Genomic DNA, 16,278 nt, shown 5'->3' with positions numbered 1-16,278 from the left:
GTCCTGCCGCGAGTCCTTCCCGGACGCACCGCGCCACCCTCCGAGGGCTACCTGGCCCCTGGCCGGCACCCCTGCCAGCGCTCCCTACAAGGACAGCAATGCGGCGGTCTGCTGTGCCATGGCCAGTTCCTCGTTCGTGCAGACCACGAGCACCTTCACCGCCGATTCGGGGGCCGAGATGAGATGGGGGGAACGGTCGCGGATCATATTGCGCTCCTCGTCGAGCACCACGCCGATCCCGGCGAGCTTCTTGCAGATCTCGCGGCGCGCGAAGGCCGAGTTCTCGCCCACCCCTGCCGTGAAGGTGATGGCCTCGACCCCGCCCAGCAGATTGGCGTAGCCGCCGATGTAGAAGCCCAGGCGGTGGGTGTACACATCCATCGCATCGATGGCATCGGGGTCACCCGCTTCGAATCGGGCCTCGACGTCGCGCATATCGCTGACCCCGGCCATCCCTACCATGCCCGACTTCAGGTTGAGCTCGGTGTCGATGCGGTGGATGTTCCAACCCTCGGCGCGCCCCAGATAGGCGAAGATCCCGGGATCGATGTCGCCGCTTCGGGTGCCCATCACGAGCCCCGCGAGCGGGGTGAGGCCCATGCTCGTCTCGATGGGCTGGCCGCCCTTGATCGCCGAGACAGAGGCGCCGTTGCCCAGATGGCACACGATCTGGCGCAGCGTCGCCGGGTCGGCCCCCAGCGCGATCGGGACGATCCCGGACACGTACTGGTGGCTCGTGCCGTGGAAACCGTACTTGCGGATCTTGTTGCGTTCGGCCAGCTCCTTGTTCACCGCATAGCTGTGCGCAGCCTTCGGCAGGTTGACGAAGAAGGCGGTGTCGAAGATGCCCACATGGGGCACGTCGGGCAGCAGCGAGCGGGCGGCCCGGATCCCCTCGATGCCTGCCGGATTGTGAAGCGGCGCCAGCGGGATGAGCTCCTGCATGGTGTGCACCACGTCATCGGTGATGACGGTCGGCGAGGAGAAGCGGTCGCCGCCGTGCACTGTCCGGTGTGCCACTGCGGCAACACCCTTGAGCGAGGGACCATGCTGGCCGAACATGTGGAAGACCACCGCCAGCGCCGTCGTGTGGTCGGGCAGCCGCGGGGTGACACTCCACTTCTGGTCGCCAACTTCGTGGGTGACGATGCCATCGGTGGCTCCGCCGATCCGCTCCCCGAGCCCCTTTGCGAGCACTTCCTCGGAGTCGGGGTCGATGAGCTGGTACTTGATGGAGCTGGAACCGCAGTTCAGCACCAAAATGTGCTTGGGCATGCTTCTCCTTGTCAGGCGGACGCGGGCAGCATCGACAGACAGTGTCGACGATAACCGCGTCCTCGTCGGCCCGGTGGCCGACCGATCTGGCGATGAGTTCGGTGCGGCATTCAGGCGAGCGGGCTGGGGGTTCCCTGGGCCTGGATGGCCGTCATGATGATGGTATTCACGATGTCCTCGACGAGGGCTCCGCGAGACAGGTCATTCACCGGGCGGCGCAGGCCCTGGAGCAGCGGTCCGATGGCCAGTGCGCCCGCGGTGCGCTGGACGGCCTTGTAGGTGTTGTTGCCCGTATTGAGATCGGGGAAGACGAAGACCGTGGCGCGGCCGGCCACCGGCGAGCCCGGCAGCTTCTTGGCTCCCACCACCTCGTCGATGGCGGCGTCGAACTGGATCGGCCCGGCGATCGCCAGCTGAGGTGCCCGCGAGCGGGTGATCTCGAAGCCCTCGCGCACGAGATCGACATCGGGCCCCTTGCCGCTCGCGCCGGTGGAATAGCTCAGCATGGCGATCCGCGGTTCGATGCCGAACAACCGGGCCGTGCGGTCCGAGGCGATCGCGATGTCGGCGAGCTGCTCCGGGGTGGGATTGGGGGTCACCGCGCAGTCAGCGAACAACAGCACCCGGTCGGCCAGCGACATGAGCAGGGCCCCGGAGACCGTATGGGTGTCGGGCTCGGTCTTGATGAACTGCAAGGCCGGGCGGATCGTATTGGCAGTGGTGTGGTTGGCGCCCGACACCAGACCGTCGGCACCGCCGAGGTAGACCATCATGGTGCCGAAATAGGCGCCGTCCCTCATCGCCTCGCGTGCCTCATCGAGGGTGATGCCCTTGGCGGCGCGCAACTCGGCGTACTTGGCCGCATAGCGCTCCACGCGCTCCGGGTCGTTCATCGAGGTGATCTCGACTCCGGTGAGGTCGAATCCATGCGCGGACGCGTCGGCGAGCACGCGCTCACGCTCGCCCAGCAGGATGACCTTCGCCACCCCACGGGCGGCGACAATGCTCGCCGCCTCGAGGATCCGCAGGTCCTCGCTCTCGGGCAGCACGATCGTCCGCAGCTGGCTCTGGGCCTTGGCCATCAACTCGTTGCTGAACCGGGCCGGCGTCCTCGTGGTGATCGTGGCGGCCCCGGCGGCATCGAGCAGCGTGCCGAGCTCATCCCCCAGTACCGCCGCCGGAAGGCCCAGGCCCGCCAGCGCCGTGCGGGTGGCCTCGGCCCGATCTCCCGCCCCGGTGGCCAGCAGCCCGACGACCGTGGCATGGTGGCCGGCAAGGGCATCCGCTGCTGTCGCGGCAAGACCCCTGGCACGCTCGGGACCGGCGCTGGCGTCCACGACGAGGATCACCGGCAGCGCTAGATCGGCGGCGAACTGGGCGTCGAGCAGCAGATCGATCGGGGCGGTCACGCCGGTGTGGTCGGTACCGATCGCCACCGCCGAATCGTTCTCGCCCACGGCGGATTCGAAGGCGGTGATGATCGTCGACTCGGTGAGCTCGCGATCGGCCTGAAAGGCCTGGTAGGACGCACCGACGATGTCGCCCTCGGGTTGGGAGTCGCAGAGTGGACGGAAGACAGTGACCTGGTCGGATCGGCGCGCAGCGGCGTCAACGATGGCTTGCGCAGCGGCGCGCAGGTCGGATGCAGAGTCGACGGAGGCGACGTAAAGGCGGGTGCTCACGGGCTAACGCTACGCCGTCAAGGCCATGCTCCGCCCGTTCAGGCCAGCAGGCTGCGGATGTCATCCATGCTGATCGCCCCGGACGACAGCGCCTCGTCACCGAGCACCTGGTCGAACAACTCGCGCTTGTGCTCCTGCAGCGCCACGACCTTCTCCTCGATCGTGTCGACGCACACCATTCGGTAGACCATCACCTGCTTGTCCTGGCCGATGCGGTGCGTGCGATCGATGGCCTGCGCCTCGGCCGCGGGATTCCACCACGGGTCGAGCACGAAGACATAGTCGGCCTCGGTGAGCGTCAGGCCGAAACCGCCGGCTTTGAGGCTGATGAGGAAGGCCGTCGCATCGCCGTCCTTGAAATCCTGGACGCGCTCCTCACGGTGGCGGGTGCGTCCGTCGAGATACTCCCAGCTGATCTCCTCGGCGCTCAGCCGGCTGCGCACCAGGTGAAGGAAACTGGTGAACTGGCTGAACACCAGTGCCCGATGGCCCTCCGAGCGCAGCGATCTGAGATGCTCGACGAGCAGGTCGATCTTGGCCGAGGCGACCTCGCCGTGCGCAGGGTCGACGAGTCCCGCGTGCAGGCTCAGCTGACGCAGCCGGGTGAGCGCGGCGAGAATCTCGATGCGGTGCTTGCCAGCGTCGTCGAGCAGCCCCATGGTGCGCAGCCGTTCGGCGTGCAGCTGACGGTCGTAGATCTTGCGATGCTCGGGAGTCAGCGTCACCGGCAGCAGGAACTCCTGCTTGGGCGGCAGCTCGGCCGCCACCTGGCCCTTCGTGCGGCGCAGCACGAGAGGATGGACGCGCCGCTTGAGCTGTTCCAGAAGACCGGGCTGGGATCCCGACTCGATGGGCTTCACATAGTCGGCAGTGAACCGGCCCGGGTCGGGAAACACCCCCGGCGCCGCGATCGACAGCAGCGACCACAGGTCCATGAGGGAGTTCTCGAGGGGGGTCCCGGTGATCGCCAGCCGCATCTGGGCGCGCAGCTCGCGGATCACCGTATAGGTCTTCGCCTGGTGATTCTTCACGAACTGAGCCTCGTCGAGCACGACGACGCTCCAGTCCAGGGCCTGGAATTCCTCGGCGTCCAGCCTCGTCAGCGTGTAGGAGGTGATCACCAGCTGGGCGTCCCCGATGGCCTGGGAGAGGCTGAGCCCAGATTTCGAGCTCGTCTTGTCGATGATGGCCACGTCGAGCTCGGGGCAGAACTTCGCCGCCTCACTGTGCCAGGCTCCCATCACCGAGGTCGGTGCGATGACGAGTGCGGGTGCCCCCAGCCTTCCGGTGGCCTTCAGATGCTCCACCAGGCACAGTGTCTGCAAGGTCTTGCCCAGCCCCATGTCGTCGGCGAGGATCCCCCCCAGCCGGGCGTCCCACAGGGTGGCGAGCCATTCGAAACCCTCGACCTGGTAGTCGCGCAGCCTTGCCCGCACGCCGCTGGGCACCTCGGGGCGCGGCCCCGCATCGAGGTTGATGAGTGTCTGCACGCTGCGCCGCCAGCGCGCGGACTGCGCCACGATGACGCCACTGGACTGCAGCTCCTGCCACAGGCCCAGCTGCCAGCGGTTGAGGCTGAGCGTGCCGGTGCTCGGGTCGACCCGAGTCGACGCCTCGGCCAGCAGCGTGCGCAGTGGGTCGAGTTCGGTGCGGTCGAGATCGAGCCACTCGCCCGAATCGAGAATGAGATAGTCCTTGCCTGCCACGAGTGCGCCGAGCAGTTCGCGTACCGGCACCGTGTGGGTACCGAGCGTGAACTCGACGTCGAGGCCGAACCAGTCCATGGGACGGCGCAGGGACGCTTCCTCGGTTGCCGTGTAGGCCACCTCGTCGAGATCGGTGGAGTCGTCGTCGGTCAGGGCGAGCCGCAGCTGTGCCGTCCCGGCGAGCTCGGTGTAGCCGGGCCGCTCACCCACGATGTCCACAAGCGTCGTGCCGTCGGCCTCGACACCGGGCAGGACATTGCTCACGAAGTTGAGCAGCGTGCGGCCCTCCAGCCGGGCACGCGGTTCGTTGCCGATGAGCGCGCGCAGTTTCGCGGTGCGAGCCGCGAGCAGCTCGTCGCCGGCCGTCGGGTTGGCCTCCCCCGGCGCCAGCCGGGTGATCTGGCCGGCCGCCTCCAGGGCCACTCCGACAAGCACCTCGGCCCTGTCGTGGGCGATGAACCGCACCTGCATCCAGGGCCGGGGCGCCGGCTGGTGGTTCACGTCGACGGAGTCGTCGCTGCTGCCCAGACCGAAGCGGGAGCGCAGCACGGGGGCATAGAGGCCGAGGAAGCGCGGCACATCGTCGGCCGGCAGGTTCAGCTGGCTGGCCTCGCCGAGCAATCCGCGCAGGGAATCGTCCACGCTGTGCGTGAAGGCGGTCAGCCGCAGGGCACCGCGCGGTCCGGCGCGCAGCACCCCATGTGCCGGGTTGCCGATGAGCGTCCAGGCCGGGCGGTAGGGGTGCGCCCCTTCGACATCGCATACGACGGTGCGCAGCTGGAAACCCTCTCCCTCTGGGGCGCTGATGAGGTCCATGGCCAGGGACACCGGATCGGGATCGAGGCGGACCGGCGCCCAGGAACCCTCGCCGATCTTGTGCACCAGGATGACACCGGCGTCGAGCGCACGGCGCAGCCGATCCCACAGCTCGGAGGGCATGCTCTCCAGGAAGACATCGCCGGAGGTGGAATAGCTGGACACGGTGTGGCTCAACTGCGCGATCTCGCGGACCGCCGCCCGCTGGCCCGGCAGAAGGGACAGGCGGTCCGCGGGTGCGGTGAGATCCGACCAGCTCACCGGCGATTGCAACCACTCCCCGTCGCGTCCGCTGCGCAGCGGCCTGATCCGCCAGCGCGAGCCGCGGTCGAAACCCATGAGGCCCGAGGGACGATCGAACTGCAGTGCCAGACGCCGGTCACCGCCGGCGCCGGCCAGCGGGATCGCCTTGGACAGCGCCTGCTCCCACTCGGCCGGCATGTGGCGGACGGGCGCGAGCCCGGGCGGTGTGCCGATGGCCACGAGGAGCAGGGCAACCGCATGCTTGCAGCCGTGGCGCACCGGGCAGCTGCACTCATCGGACCAGCCGCTGGCCGCCGGGAAGACGCGGGTGCGGTAAGGGGTGGCGCGGGTGCCCTGCACCAGGGCGCTGAGCTCCTGGCCGGTCACCGAGAGCTCACTGACCCGGTGGGATTCGCGCGAGTAGTGCACACCTCGGGAGAAGGCTGTGGCGCCGTAGTGCTCCTCGATCGTGTCATCGTCCAGTGCTGCGATCCACCCGGGGAGCACGGGGGTCTGGGACGGGGAAGCACTCATCCCCACCACAGTACGTTCGCTTCTCAAAGCCCGGCGGGGCGACCCGCGTCGCACACCGCCATCCCACCGGCTCGGTGTTCCTCGGGGTGCCACCCCCCAATCCCACCCGGATATCGGGGGATACCCGCCATTGCGCTGGGCGGTGCGCCGCGGCGTCGATGCCGCGCACTAGGCTTCGCCCTATGACTGTGACGATCGGTTCGCACGTCGACGCCCTGGACCCCATCGAGGGGGCTCAGCAGCGCGGAGCCCAGGTTGTCCAGATCTCGCTGAGCGACCCGCAGAGCTGGAAGAAACCCGCTGTCGAGTTTCCCGGCGGGGCCGGGGCCCTGCGCGACGCGATCCAGCACAGCGGGCTGACCCTGGTGGTCCATGCGCCCTATGTGATCAATGTGGCCAGCACGAACAACCGGATCCGGATCCCCGGTCGCAAGCTGCTGCAGCAGACCGTCGATGCGGCCGCCCAGCTCGGCGCCATCGGCGTGGTGGTGCACGGAGGTCATGTGACCAAGGACGATGACCCCGAGCAGGGCTTCGACAACTGGCGCAAGGCGGTCGAGGGGCTCGACGCCGCAGTGCCCATCTTCATCGAGAACACCGCGGGCGGACAGCATGCGATGGCTCGCCAGTTGGAGTCCATCGCCCGGCTGTGGGAGGCGATCAGCCACGCGGAGGGTTTCGAGAAGGTTGGCTTCTGCCTGGACACCTGTCATGCGCATGCGGCCGGGCTCGGGCTGTCCGGATTGGTCGACCGGATCCGGGCGATCACCGGCCGGATCGATCTCGTGCACGCCAACGATTCCCGGGACGCCGAGGGCAGCGGCGCCGACCGGCACGCGAATCTGGGCAAGGGTCAGGTAGACCCTGCCGGCCTCGTCGAAGTGGTGGCCACCGCCGGCGCACCTGCTGTCGTGGAGACTCCGGGTGAGTCCTCGGATCAGGCAGCGGATATCTTGTGGCTGCGAGAAAGGCTCTGAGTTGATCAACAACCATCTCCCGGTGGCCCAGCGCAACCATGTGGCATGGGCATTCAAGGCGACCGTCGCGCGCTATCCGGACCGGCCCGCGACCCGGGTACGCGAGGGTGGTGCCTGGCACACCACGAGCTATCGCGAGCTGGACGAGCGCGTCACCCAGATCGCCTGCGCGCTGCTGCTCGCAGGGGTCGAGCGCGGTGACCGAGTGGCGATCTACGCCCGCAATCGCCCCGAGTGGTCCCAGGTCGACCTGGCCATCATGGTCATCGGTGCCGTGTCGGTGCCGTTGTACGCCACCGACAGCGTGTCCCAGGTGGCCAGGGAGTGCACCGACTCCGGTGTCGTGCTGGCCTTCGCCGGCGACCGCGAGGAGGCGAGCCGATTCCTGGAGGCCAGTACCCAAGTGCCCAGCCTGCGCCGGGTGATCAGCTTCGACGACTCGGGATCCGAGTACGTCGCCAGCCTCGAGCAGTTCGCCCCCAGCGACCGGCCGGCCGCCGCGGAGGTCGTCGATCGGGTCGGCAAGCGGCTCGCCAAGGCCAGCCCCGAGGATCTGTACAGCATCATCTACACCTCGGGAACCACGGGCGATCCCAAGGGCGTCATGATCTCGCACCGGGCGATGATGGCCCAGTTCGCGGCGCTCGACAGATTCTTCGACATCCGCCCCGAGGACGACTCCCTGTGCTTCCTGCCCCTCTCGCATGCCCTGGAGCGGGCCTGGTCGAGCTTCCTGTGGACGCATGGCTGCATGAACACCTATCTCACCGACACCCGCCAGATCGCCGAGACGATGCCCCTGGCGCATACCACGATGATGGTCGGGGTCCCGAAGCTCTACGAGGCCGTGGTCGAGGCCGCCACCAAGAAGGCCGCGTCCTCGCCCGTGAAGAAGAGGCTGTTCGAGTGGGCTCTTCGCGTCGGGCGGGCGGCGCGCGTACCGGGAGCTTCCCGGCTGCGCCGGGCAGCCGGCCTCGCTGCGCTGCCGCTGGCCGATCTGCTGGTGTTCCGCTCGATCCGCGAGGCTCTGGGGGGGCCGAAGAAGGTACTGGCCTGCGGCGGCGCACCGCTGGCTCGCGAGGTCGAGGAATTCTTCGCGGCTGCCGGCCTGCCGCTGCAGAACGGCTACGGCATGACGGAGGCGGCGCCGCTGATCTCCTTCAATTCCCCCAGCGGTACCCGCATCGGCAGCGTCGGGCGGGTGATGCCCGCAGGCCGGCTGAGGCTGGGCGAGGACGACGAGGTGCAATACAGCGGCCCGAACCTCATGGACGGCTACTGGGGCCGGCCCCACGACACCCAGGAGGCTCTCGTCACCGATGCGAGTGGCACCTGGCTGCGCACCGGTGACGTGGGCGAGATCGACAAGGACGGCTATCTGTTCATCACGGATCGGCTCAAGGACATCATCGTCACGAATGGCGGCAAGAATGTGGCGCCCCAGCCCATCGAGGAGATGCTGCGCGCCGACCCGCTGTTCGAGTACGCGGTCCTGCTCGGTGACAACAAGCCTTTCCTCACACTCATCCTGCGTCCCTCGCTGCCGAATCTGTCGCAGATCGCCGACAGCCTGCAGGTGAACTACGAGCATGTCAGTGAGTTGCTCAGCGACTCCCGGATCAACGAGGAGCTGCGCGCGCGTGCCGCCCGGCTCACCGAGAAGCTGCCCAAGCACATGCAGTTCAAGGACATGCGGGTCAGCCTCGAGGAGTTCTCGGTAGCCAATGGACTGCTGACCCCAACGCTCAAGGTGCGCCGCCGTGAGGTGGAGAAGCACTTCCACGAGCTGATCGAGGAGATGTACACGAAGCTGCGCCGCGACGAGAAGCCGGCCGAGACGCCTGCCCCCCACAGCTCCAGCAGATCCGGGGGCGAGGCATAGACCGGGAAGCCTTCGGCAGCGAAAAAGTTGGGCTCCAACCCGCCTAATTGGTGTGAATCTGTAGCAGGATGAGATGCAGGGCTGAGCTCGTCAGCCCTGGGCAGCTGCCCCCTGCAGGTCAACGAGAGGACCGAGATGGCCGATCAGAACAATGATGCCAAGGAGCACGAGATCCTGAACGCGAAGCTGGACGAGATCTTGGAGATTCTGCGCAAGCATGTCGCGCAGCCCACCGAGAACCCGGGGCCGGCCTCCACCAAGTAGTTTTCCGCGAGGACACTGCATTGCCCGCGGGCTGCACCCGGAACTCCCGGTGGCGCCCGCGGGCAGTCGTCGTGCCGGGCGCCTGTGCTCGTGATCTCGCCCGCCCGCCTGGTCGGGCGCCTGTGCTCGTGATCTCGCCCGCCCGCCTGGTCGGGCGCCTGTGCTCGTGATCTCGCCCGCCCGCCTGGTCGGGGGCCCTGGGCGGGTGTCTAGCCTTCCTCGTCCTTGCGGGTGATCTCGACGCCCCCCATGATGGCGACGCCGTTGATCCGGACGCGGACGCCATCCTTGGGGCGCACCACCTCACGGGCCTTCCTGCTGCTCCCGAAGCCGCCCATCAGCCCCAGGCCGCTTACGTCGATGTCGACATCATCGGGCACCGTGATGCTCACCCCGCCCATGAGGCAGATGCAGGTGATCGTGGTGTCGGCCGACTCGAAGACCGCTTGGCGAAGATCGAGATCCACCCCGCCCATCGTCGTGATGACCGTGTGCTGGGCAGGACAGTTCCACCGCCCGCTGCGTTCCTGGCCGCTCATCATCGCGAAGGAGATCCCGGGGCCGGGTGCGCCGCCGGCTCGCGCGAGCCGGTGCCCCGCGCTGGCGATCGAGCCAGGATGCTCGGCGGCAGCCGGCCGCAGGTCCCTCACGAGACCCTGGAGCTCGCTCGTGAAGACCGACTGCCAGGCCTTCTCGCTGCGTTCCTGGAACTCGGCATAATCCAGCCGGCCCTCGGCGTAGGCGTCGCCGAGAGTTGCCACCGTGGTGGTTCGGTCCTGATCCGAGGCGCGGATCCGCTGAGCTGCGGGAGCGGGAACGGCGCTGTCTGAGCCGGCGTCTGAGGCGTCCATGACTCCAGGCTATCGGCCCGGCGCCCGGGAGCGGGGCGGCGCATCACCTCCTGCTCCTCCTCATTCGAGGGGCTCGCCGCTCACCGCCTCGCTCACCGGCCGCAGCTTCATCCACCACTGGTAGCGGGGGCGCCGGTTGCCGATGTCCACCTGGTCCTCCATGTGGCGCAGCGGCTGCGCCTGGACCTGCGACTCATGGAGGCCGACGAACCAGCTGCCGGTGCTGTGGGCATCCAGCTCGCCCTTGAGGACGTCGAGGGCATGGGAGACCATCCGGGTGGCGAGGAGGCGATCGGCCGGACTGGGCTCACCACCCTGCTGCACGTGCCCGATGATGTTCATCCGCACGTCATAGAGCCCGTGACTCTCGCCCTCGAACAGCCGGGCCAGGAAGTCGCTGGTATAGGCATCGCTGGCCATCTCCGAACGTACCGCGACGAATAGCCTGCGGCCGCGCTCGAAGGACATCCGCAGCCACTTCACATCCTTATTCAGCTGGTCGAGAGTGATGCCGTCCTCGTGCAGGTAGACCCGCTCCGCACCACCGGCCATGCCCCCCATGAGCGCAAGATAGCCGCATCGGCGGCCCATCGTCTCGATGACGAACGACCTGGTGGTTGCCGCGCCCGACTGCTTGATGCGGTCGATGTCGTCGGTGATCTCATTGAGGGCGGTGTCCGCCCCGATTGCCTGATCGCTGCCTGGCAGGTTGTTGTCGATGCTTGCCGGCACGCAGACGATCGGGATGCGGAAACCCGGGTAGCGCTCCGCCTCGCGATGGATCTGGAAGGCTGCGATGTAGGCATTCCAGCCGCCGATCACGAGCAGTCCGGCGATCTGGTTCTCCTCCAGGGCGCGGCTGATGGCGTAGTAGTCGCCCAGTGGCGGCACTGTGCGGCGCAGCCCCAGCTCGGCGCCGCCCTCGCCCGTCCAGCCCTCGACGTCCTCCCAGCCGAGTTCGTCGATCTCGCCCTTGAGCAGCCCGGCGAACCCATTGCGCACCCCGAGCATCGTGAAATCGCGGGCGATCCCCAGTCTCACCGCCGCCCGCGCTGCGGTGTTCATGCCCGGGGCAAGGCCGCCCAGGTGCACGATGGCGATCCGCGGGCTACCCGCGGTGGTGGTGACATGGAGCGGGTGGGCCAGTTCCTCGAAGATCTTCACCATCTCGGTGAAGTCGGCGCTGCGCAGCGCCATGGCGTCCTCGTACTTGCGGGCCTCGATGAGCTCGGGCACCCGCCGGGTGGCGCTCACCGCGTCCATGAGGGGCAGGCGGACCACTGCCGCGCCACGCATGCCCAGCACCATCGCGGGGGAGTCCTTGTCCGAGTTGATCACCTGCTGGGCAGCTTCGTAACCCAGCCAGGTGCTTGCCCAGCGGTCGAAGGCGCTCGGCCTGCCGCCACGCTGCACGTGGCCGAGGATGGTGACGCGCGCGTCCTCGTGATTGATCCGGTCGATCGTGTCGCGCACATAGCTGGAGGTGATGGGCTTACCGTCACGGTCGCGGGCGCCCTCTGCCACGATGACGATCGACTCGCGGCGTCCGGCCTGGCGGCCGCGGCGCAGCTGGGCGCACATGTCCTCCTCCCAGCCCGGCTGCGGCGGATCCTCGGGAATGAGCACATAGTCGCAGCCGCCGGCGACGGCAGCCATGAGAGCGAGATAGCCGCAGTGGCGCCCCATGACCTCCACGACGAAGCTGCGCTGATGGCTGGCCGCCGTGCTCGTGATCGCATCGATCGCCTCGATGATGCGGTGCAGGGCGGAGTCGGCGCCGATGGTGGAATCGGTGCCCACCAGGTCGTTGTCGATGGAACCGACCAGCCCGGCGATCATCAGCGCGGGATGATCGGCGACCTGCTGTGCGCTGAGCCGGCCGTCCCTCACGAGATCGTCCAGTAGGCCCGGCCATTCGCTGCGGAAGGTGTCCAGGCCGGTCAGTGAACCGTCGCCGCCGACCACGACGAGCCGGTCTATGCCACGGTCCACCAGATTGCGTGCGGCCTTCAACCGGCCCTCGCGCTCCCGGAACTCCTTGCTGCGATAGGTGCCGATGACTGTGCCGCCCTTGCCCAGGATGGCCCCCACGTCGTCCCACTGGAACTGGCGGATACCCTCGCCGCCGTCGATCATGCCCTGGTAACCCTCGTAGATGACGAAGACCTCGGCGTGGCGGGTGAGGGCCGTCCGCACGACCGCGCGTACCGCGGCGTTCATCCCCTGCGCGTCCCCGCCAGATGTCAATACCCCGATACGGACCGGTGAAGTAGCTGTCGCCTGGCTCACGAGCACCATCTTTGCGCACCGCGGAAGGACCCGCACCGGCATCCGCCCACACCCGGGCTCCTCGGGCGAGGGACTGATGCCGGCGGCACCTCAGGTCCCTAGACTCGGGATGGTCGTATCGCGCCAGATGCGGGTCGACTCCGAGGTTTGGGCGCTGCGCCGGGGTGGCTCGCTGCGAGACACGGCGTGGCGGTCAGTTCATGCGATGCTCACCGGGAGGTTCTGATGACGGGACAGTCCTCGGAGTTGTCGTCGTCGGTAGGGGCGCTGATCGGCGCCGGGCTGGCGGGCAGCGGCGGTGCGCACGCCTGGAGCATCGACGTCGTCCTTGCGGCACGCAACGAGGACCGGTCGGAATGGACGCGGGCCGAGCGGGCTGGCTTCACCGCTGCGGCGACCCGGGCGCTGGCTTTCTCGGGCCACTTTGCCGAGGCGGTCAAGGCGGCCGACGAGGCGCGCGAATACCTGCGGGAGGCTGCCGGAGGTGCGGATGCCGGCTATTTGGCGAAATGTCACTGCGTGCTCGCCGAGAGCTATCTGCTGTCGGGCCACGGCCGGGCCTGCGCCGAGCTAGCGCAGAGCGCCATCGACCAGGCCGAACAGGCCGCAGATGCGGATGCCCTCGTGGAGGGCAATGGGCTCATGTCGGCTGCGCTGGCCCTCAACGGGCGATTCGCAGCCGCCCGGAGCTGTTGGACGCAGATCGAGCGCACCGGCGTCCTGAAGCCCGGGGTCCTCCCGTGGTACGTGGCCTTCTCGAGAGGTTTCGTCGCCAGCGACAGAGCCGATCGGGGGCTGCTCGGTGACATCATCGCCGAGACGGCGGTGAGCGGGCCGACGGCAACTGGGCCCGAGATCCTCGACAATGCGGTGGCCTCACTGCTGGCCATGTGGTCGGCGCTGGCCGGTGGGGACGCCCGTGGGGCGGTTGCCGAGGCGGAGAGCTTCGTCTCCGGCGTGTTCATCTCGGGCTGTCCGCCACTGTTCCGTGCGCTGGCGTTGCGCACCGAGGCCGAGGCTCTGCTCCAGCTGGGGCAGGCACGCAATGCCGCCACCGCGCTGGCTGGCCTGCACTCGCTGCCCGATCACAATGTGTGTTTCGAATGGCTGCGGGCCGCGGCGCACCTTCAGCTCAACGAGCCGCGAGAAGCCCTTCGGGTGACCGAGCGCTGCCTTCGGGTGGATTCGATGCACTCGCCCAGGACGATGCCCCTGGTGCGGGTCCGGCGGGCGGCCGCGCTCGAGCTGCTGGGTCTGCACGAGCTGGCGGACACCGAGTTCTCGCGGGGGATCCACCTGTGCCACACCTTGGGGTGGGTGACCTCCGTGCGTGGGCTCAGCCCCGAGATCGTGGGCGTCCTCGTGCATCGCCTCAACCTCAATGAACCCAGTTTCGCTGCCCGGGTGACAGACAAGATCCGCGAGGACCTGGAGCACGGGGCCGGCCCGGCGACCGGGACATCCTTCATCCGGCTCACGCCACGGGAGAAGGCGATCGCGCAGCTGCTCTCCGGAAATCTGGCACTCACCGACATTGCCGACGAGTTGCGGATCTCGGCGAACACCGCGAAGACCCATATCCGCCACCTCTACCGGAAACTTGGTGTCTCGTCACGGGCCGAAGCCAAGGCTCGGCTGCTCGAGACGGGGCTCGTGGAGGGGCCGGAGCAGCGCCCCGCAGCGGGGGAGCCCGGTCAATCCGGCTGAGCCGCTCACAGAGTCGTCTCACAGAGTCGTCTCACAGAGTCGTCGTGGGCGGCGCCGGCAACCACTCGCCCACCCGCTGCGGGGATCTGGTGATCTCGCCCGCTGCGCGGGTCCCCGCGCTGGTGAGTGCCCGCGGTGGTGATTGCCCGCGGCGAGACAATGGAGGCAGCTGAGGAGGACGCCCATGAACGCTACGGCGCTGCTGGTGGTCGATGTGCAGAATGACTTCGTCGAGGGCGGTTCGCTGGCCTGCGCCGGAGGCCGTGAGCTGGCCGATCGGATCGCCGAGTACGTGGCTCGAAGTGATCCCGGCGTCCTGGTGGTCGCCTCCCGCGACGACCACGAGCCGCACAGCACGAACGGCGGTCACATCAGCCCGCATCCGGACTTCGTCGACACATGGCCACCGCACTGCATCGACGGCACCCCCGGTCAGGACTACGCCGGGGCGTTCGCGGCGGCCCGCAAGGACATCGAGGTGCTCAAGGGGCAGGGGGTGCCCGCCTATTCGGCCTTCGAGGGCACGACGACCTCCGGTCGCACGCTCGAGCAGACCCTGCGCGATGCCGGGGTCGATCAGCTCGACATCTGCGGTATCGCCACTGACCACTGCGTGCGGGCCTCCGCGCTGGACGCACGCCGGCTGGGATTCGCCGTCCGCCTGCTCACCGGCCTGTGCGTCGGTGTCGCCGCAGACACCAGCAGGCGGGCGCTCGATGAGCTTGCGCAGGCCGGCGTCGAGCTGGCCGAGTGACCCGATGTCCGGGTCCGCGGAATCATCGCTGGACCCGGGAAGGTGTGAGTCAGGGCACCGCCGCGTTCCCGGCCGGTGGGCAGATGCGAGCCGCCGCTGATCCGCGGAGGCGCAAGAATCTTCGGTGCCGGGCGCCGATCGGAGGTTTCAGGCTCGTTACAGTTCGCCTTCGCCATCCGGACCACGAGAATATGCGGCGCCGTGCGTGGCAAGCTTCCCCACGTCATTCGCACGAAGGAGCCCCATGTCCCGCACCCTGTCGCTGCGCGCCGCCACTGCTGGCGTCGCCATCTTGACCTTCTTCTCGCTGAGCGCCTGCAGCGGGTCTGGCTCGCCGGCAGAACCGAGTGGCGCCAGCTCGGCGTCTTCGGCTCTTCCTGCGGTCAGCCCGGACGCCGCCCTCGCCGGCCAGGTGCCCCAGAAGTTCAAGAGCAAGGGCACGCTGACGGTCGGTGCCGACGCGAGCTATGCCCCCAACGAGTTCATTGCCGAGGACGGGAAGACGGTGATCGGCATGGATGTCGATCTGGTGGCGGCCGTCTCGGCGAAGCTCGGGTTGAAGTCGGAATTCCAGAATGCCGATTTCGGCACCATCATCCTCGGCGTCTCGTCCGGGAAGTACGACATGGGCGCCAGCTCGTTCACGATCAACAGCGAGCGTCTCCAGCAGGTGAACATGGTGCAGTATCTGAAGGCCGGCACGCTGTGGGCGGTGCAGAAGGGCAATCCGAAGAAGGTCGATCCGCAGAATCCCTGCGGCCTGACCGTCGCCGTGCAGAAGGACACCGTTCAGGTGGACGACCTCGCGGCGCGCGACAAGAAGTGCACGGACGCCGGCAAGCCCGCCATCAACCAGATCGTCGAGGTCGAGCAGTCGAAGGCCACCGCCGACCTGGTCAGCGGAAAGGCCGATGCGATGCTGGCCGATTCGCCGGTCACGTCCTATGCGGTGGAGCAGTCCGAGGGGGCGCTGGAGACCGTGGGCGATATCTACGACGCGGCACCCTATGGACTCGTGTTCGCCAAGGAAGACACCGAGATGGCCGAACTGGTCGGCAAGGCACTCGGCGAGCTGAAGGACGACGGCTCCTACCAGGCGATCCTCGCGAAGTGGGGGAATGCGAGCGGCGCGGTGAGCGAGTTCCCGGTGAATCCCTCCGTCGCCGGCTGAGGCGGGCAGCACGGTAGAGTCAGGGCGGGCGCCGGTCCGGCAGTTGTGGCGGCGGACCGGCGCCAGATCGTGTGGTGTCATCCCCGCCCATGGGCTGCGGCAGGGCCTGGGCGCACAGATTTCTATA

General features: G+C 68.2%; 11 protein-coding genes. 6 read left to right on the top strand and 5 right to left on the bottom strand.

The genetic code is table 11. The features are described 5' to 3' along the window. Positions 1-84: 84 nt before the first annotated feature. From BMX93_RS05360 to BMX93_RS05350, 3 genes are all read right to left on the bottom strand, one after another. Complete coding sequence (locus BMX93_RS05360) at positions 85-1,275, bottom strand: acetate/propionate family kinase (protein ID WP_091968772.1); 1,191 nt, start codon at positions 1,273-1,275, stop codon at positions 85-87. Between the two features lie 110 nt (positions 1,276-1,385). Further along, positions 1,386-2,957 (bottom strand): phosphate acetyltransferase, encoded by a 1,572-nt coding sequence (pta, locus tag BMX93_RS05355; RefSeq protein ID WP_091968770.1) that lies wholly within the window; start codon positions 2,955-2,957, stop codon positions 1,386-1,388. 38 nt (positions 2,958-2,995) lie between these two features. Continuing rightward, entirely contained in the window at positions 2,996-6,256 is a 3,261-nt protein-coding gene (locus BMX93_RS05350; protein WP_091968768.1) for a DEAD/DEAH box helicase, read from the bottom strand. A 182-nt stretch (positions 6,257-6,438) separates the two neighbouring features. Here BMX93_RS05350 and BMX93_RS05345 point away from each other — a divergent pair, with 182 nt between their 5' ends. From BMX93_RS05345 to BMX93_RS13425, 3 genes are all read left to right on the top strand, one after another. Further along, entirely contained in the window at positions 6,439-7,233 is a 795-nt protein-coding gene (locus BMX93_RS05345) for a deoxyribonuclease IV (protein WP_091968766.1), read from the top strand. Position 7,234: 1 nt separating this feature from the next. Then, a complete protein-coding gene (locus tag BMX93_RS05340; protein ID WP_245725745.1) occupies positions 7,235-9,115 on the top strand; it encodes an AMP-dependent synthetase/ligase in 1,881 nt (626 codons plus the stop codon). Between the two features lie 135 nt (positions 9,116-9,250). Next, a complete protein-coding gene (locus BMX93_RS13425) occupies positions 9,251-9,379 on the top strand; it encodes a hypothetical protein (RefSeq protein ID WP_281245643.1) in 129 nt (42 codons plus the stop codon). Between the two features lie 209 nt (positions 9,380-9,588). Here the strand turns inward: BMX93_RS13425 and BMX93_RS05335 are convergent, their stop codons facing one another. Both BMX93_RS05335 and BMX93_RS05330 read right to left on the bottom strand, forming a co-directional pair. Beyond that, on the bottom strand, positions 9,589-10,230 hold the full coding sequence (locus BMX93_RS05335; RefSeq protein WP_091968764.1) for a DUF1707 SHOCT-like domain-containing protein: 642 nt from the start codon (positions 10,228-10,230) through the stop codon (positions 9,589-9,591). Between the two features lie 60 nt (positions 10,231-10,290). Then, positions 10,291-12,519 (bottom strand): 6-phosphofructokinase, encoded by a 2,229-nt coding sequence (locus tag BMX93_RS05330; protein WP_281245642.1) that lies wholly within the window; start codon positions 12,517-12,519, stop codon positions 10,291-10,293. Positions 12,520-12,744: 225 nt separating this feature from the next. Between BMX93_RS05330 and BMX93_RS05325 the strand changes: the two genes are divergently transcribed. From BMX93_RS05325 to BMX93_RS05315, 3 genes are all read left to right on the top strand, one after another. After that, positions 12,745-14,226 (top strand): helix-turn-helix transcriptional regulator, encoded by a 1,482-nt coding sequence (locus tag BMX93_RS05325; protein WP_091968762.1) that lies wholly within the window; start codon positions 12,745-12,747, stop codon positions 14,224-14,226. Positions 14,227-14,410: 184 nt separating this feature from the next. Further along, positions 14,411-14,980, top strand: a complete 570-nt coding sequence (locus BMX93_RS05320) for an isochorismatase family protein (protein ID WP_091968759.1) — start codon at positions 14,411-14,413, stop codon at positions 14,978-14,980. A gap of 244 nt (positions 14,981-15,224) precedes the next feature. Next, positions 15,225-16,151 (top strand): ABC transporter substrate-binding protein, encoded by a 927-nt coding sequence (locus BMX93_RS05315; RefSeq protein WP_091968756.1) that lies wholly within the window; start codon positions 15,225-15,227, stop codon positions 16,149-16,151. Positions 16,152-16,278 lie beyond the last annotated feature (127 nt).

Source organism: Propionibacterium cyclohexanicum (assembly GCF_900111365.1).
GTDB lineage: Bacteria > Actinomycetota > Actinomycetes > Propionibacteriales > Propionibacteriaceae > Propionibacterium > Propionibacterium cyclohexanicum.
The sequence above is the reverse complement of the archived record's forward strand: the minus strand, read 5'-3'. Positions and strand labels throughout refer to the sequence as shown.

Bases quoted from the DNA above. Each gene is read 5' to 3' on its own strand.
- BMX93_RS05360 (WP_091968772.1), bottom strand. From the start codon at position 1,275: ATGCCCAAGCACATTTTGGTGCTGAACTGCGGTTCCAGCTCCATCAAG.
- BMX93_RS05350 (WP_091968768.1), bottom strand. From the start codon at position 6,256: ATGAGTGCTTCCCCGTCCCAGACCCCCGTGCTCCCCGGGTGGATCGCA.
- BMX93_RS05345 (WP_091968766.1), top strand. From the start codon at position 6,439: ATGACTGTGACGATCGGTTCGCACGTCGACGCCCTGGACCCCATCGAG.
- BMX93_RS13425 (WP_281245643.1), top strand. From the start codon at position 9,251: ATGGCCGATCAGAACAATGATGCCAAGGAGCACGAGATCCTGAACGCG.
- BMX93_RS05335 (WP_091968764.1), bottom strand. From the start codon at position 10,230: ATGGACGCCTCAGACGCCGGCTCAGACAGCGCCGTTCCCGCTCCCGCA.
- BMX93_RS05325 (WP_091968762.1), top strand. From the start codon at position 12,745: ATGACGGGACAGTCCTCGGAGTTGTCGTCGTCGGTAGGGGCGCTGATC.
- BMX93_RS05320 (WP_091968759.1), top strand. From the start codon at position 14,411: ATGAACGCTACGGCGCTGCTGGTGGTCGATGTGCAGAATGACTTCGTC.
- BMX93_RS05315 (WP_091968756.1), top strand. From the start codon at position 15,225: ATGTCCCGCACCCTGTCGCTGCGCGCCGCCACTGCTGGCGTCGCCATC.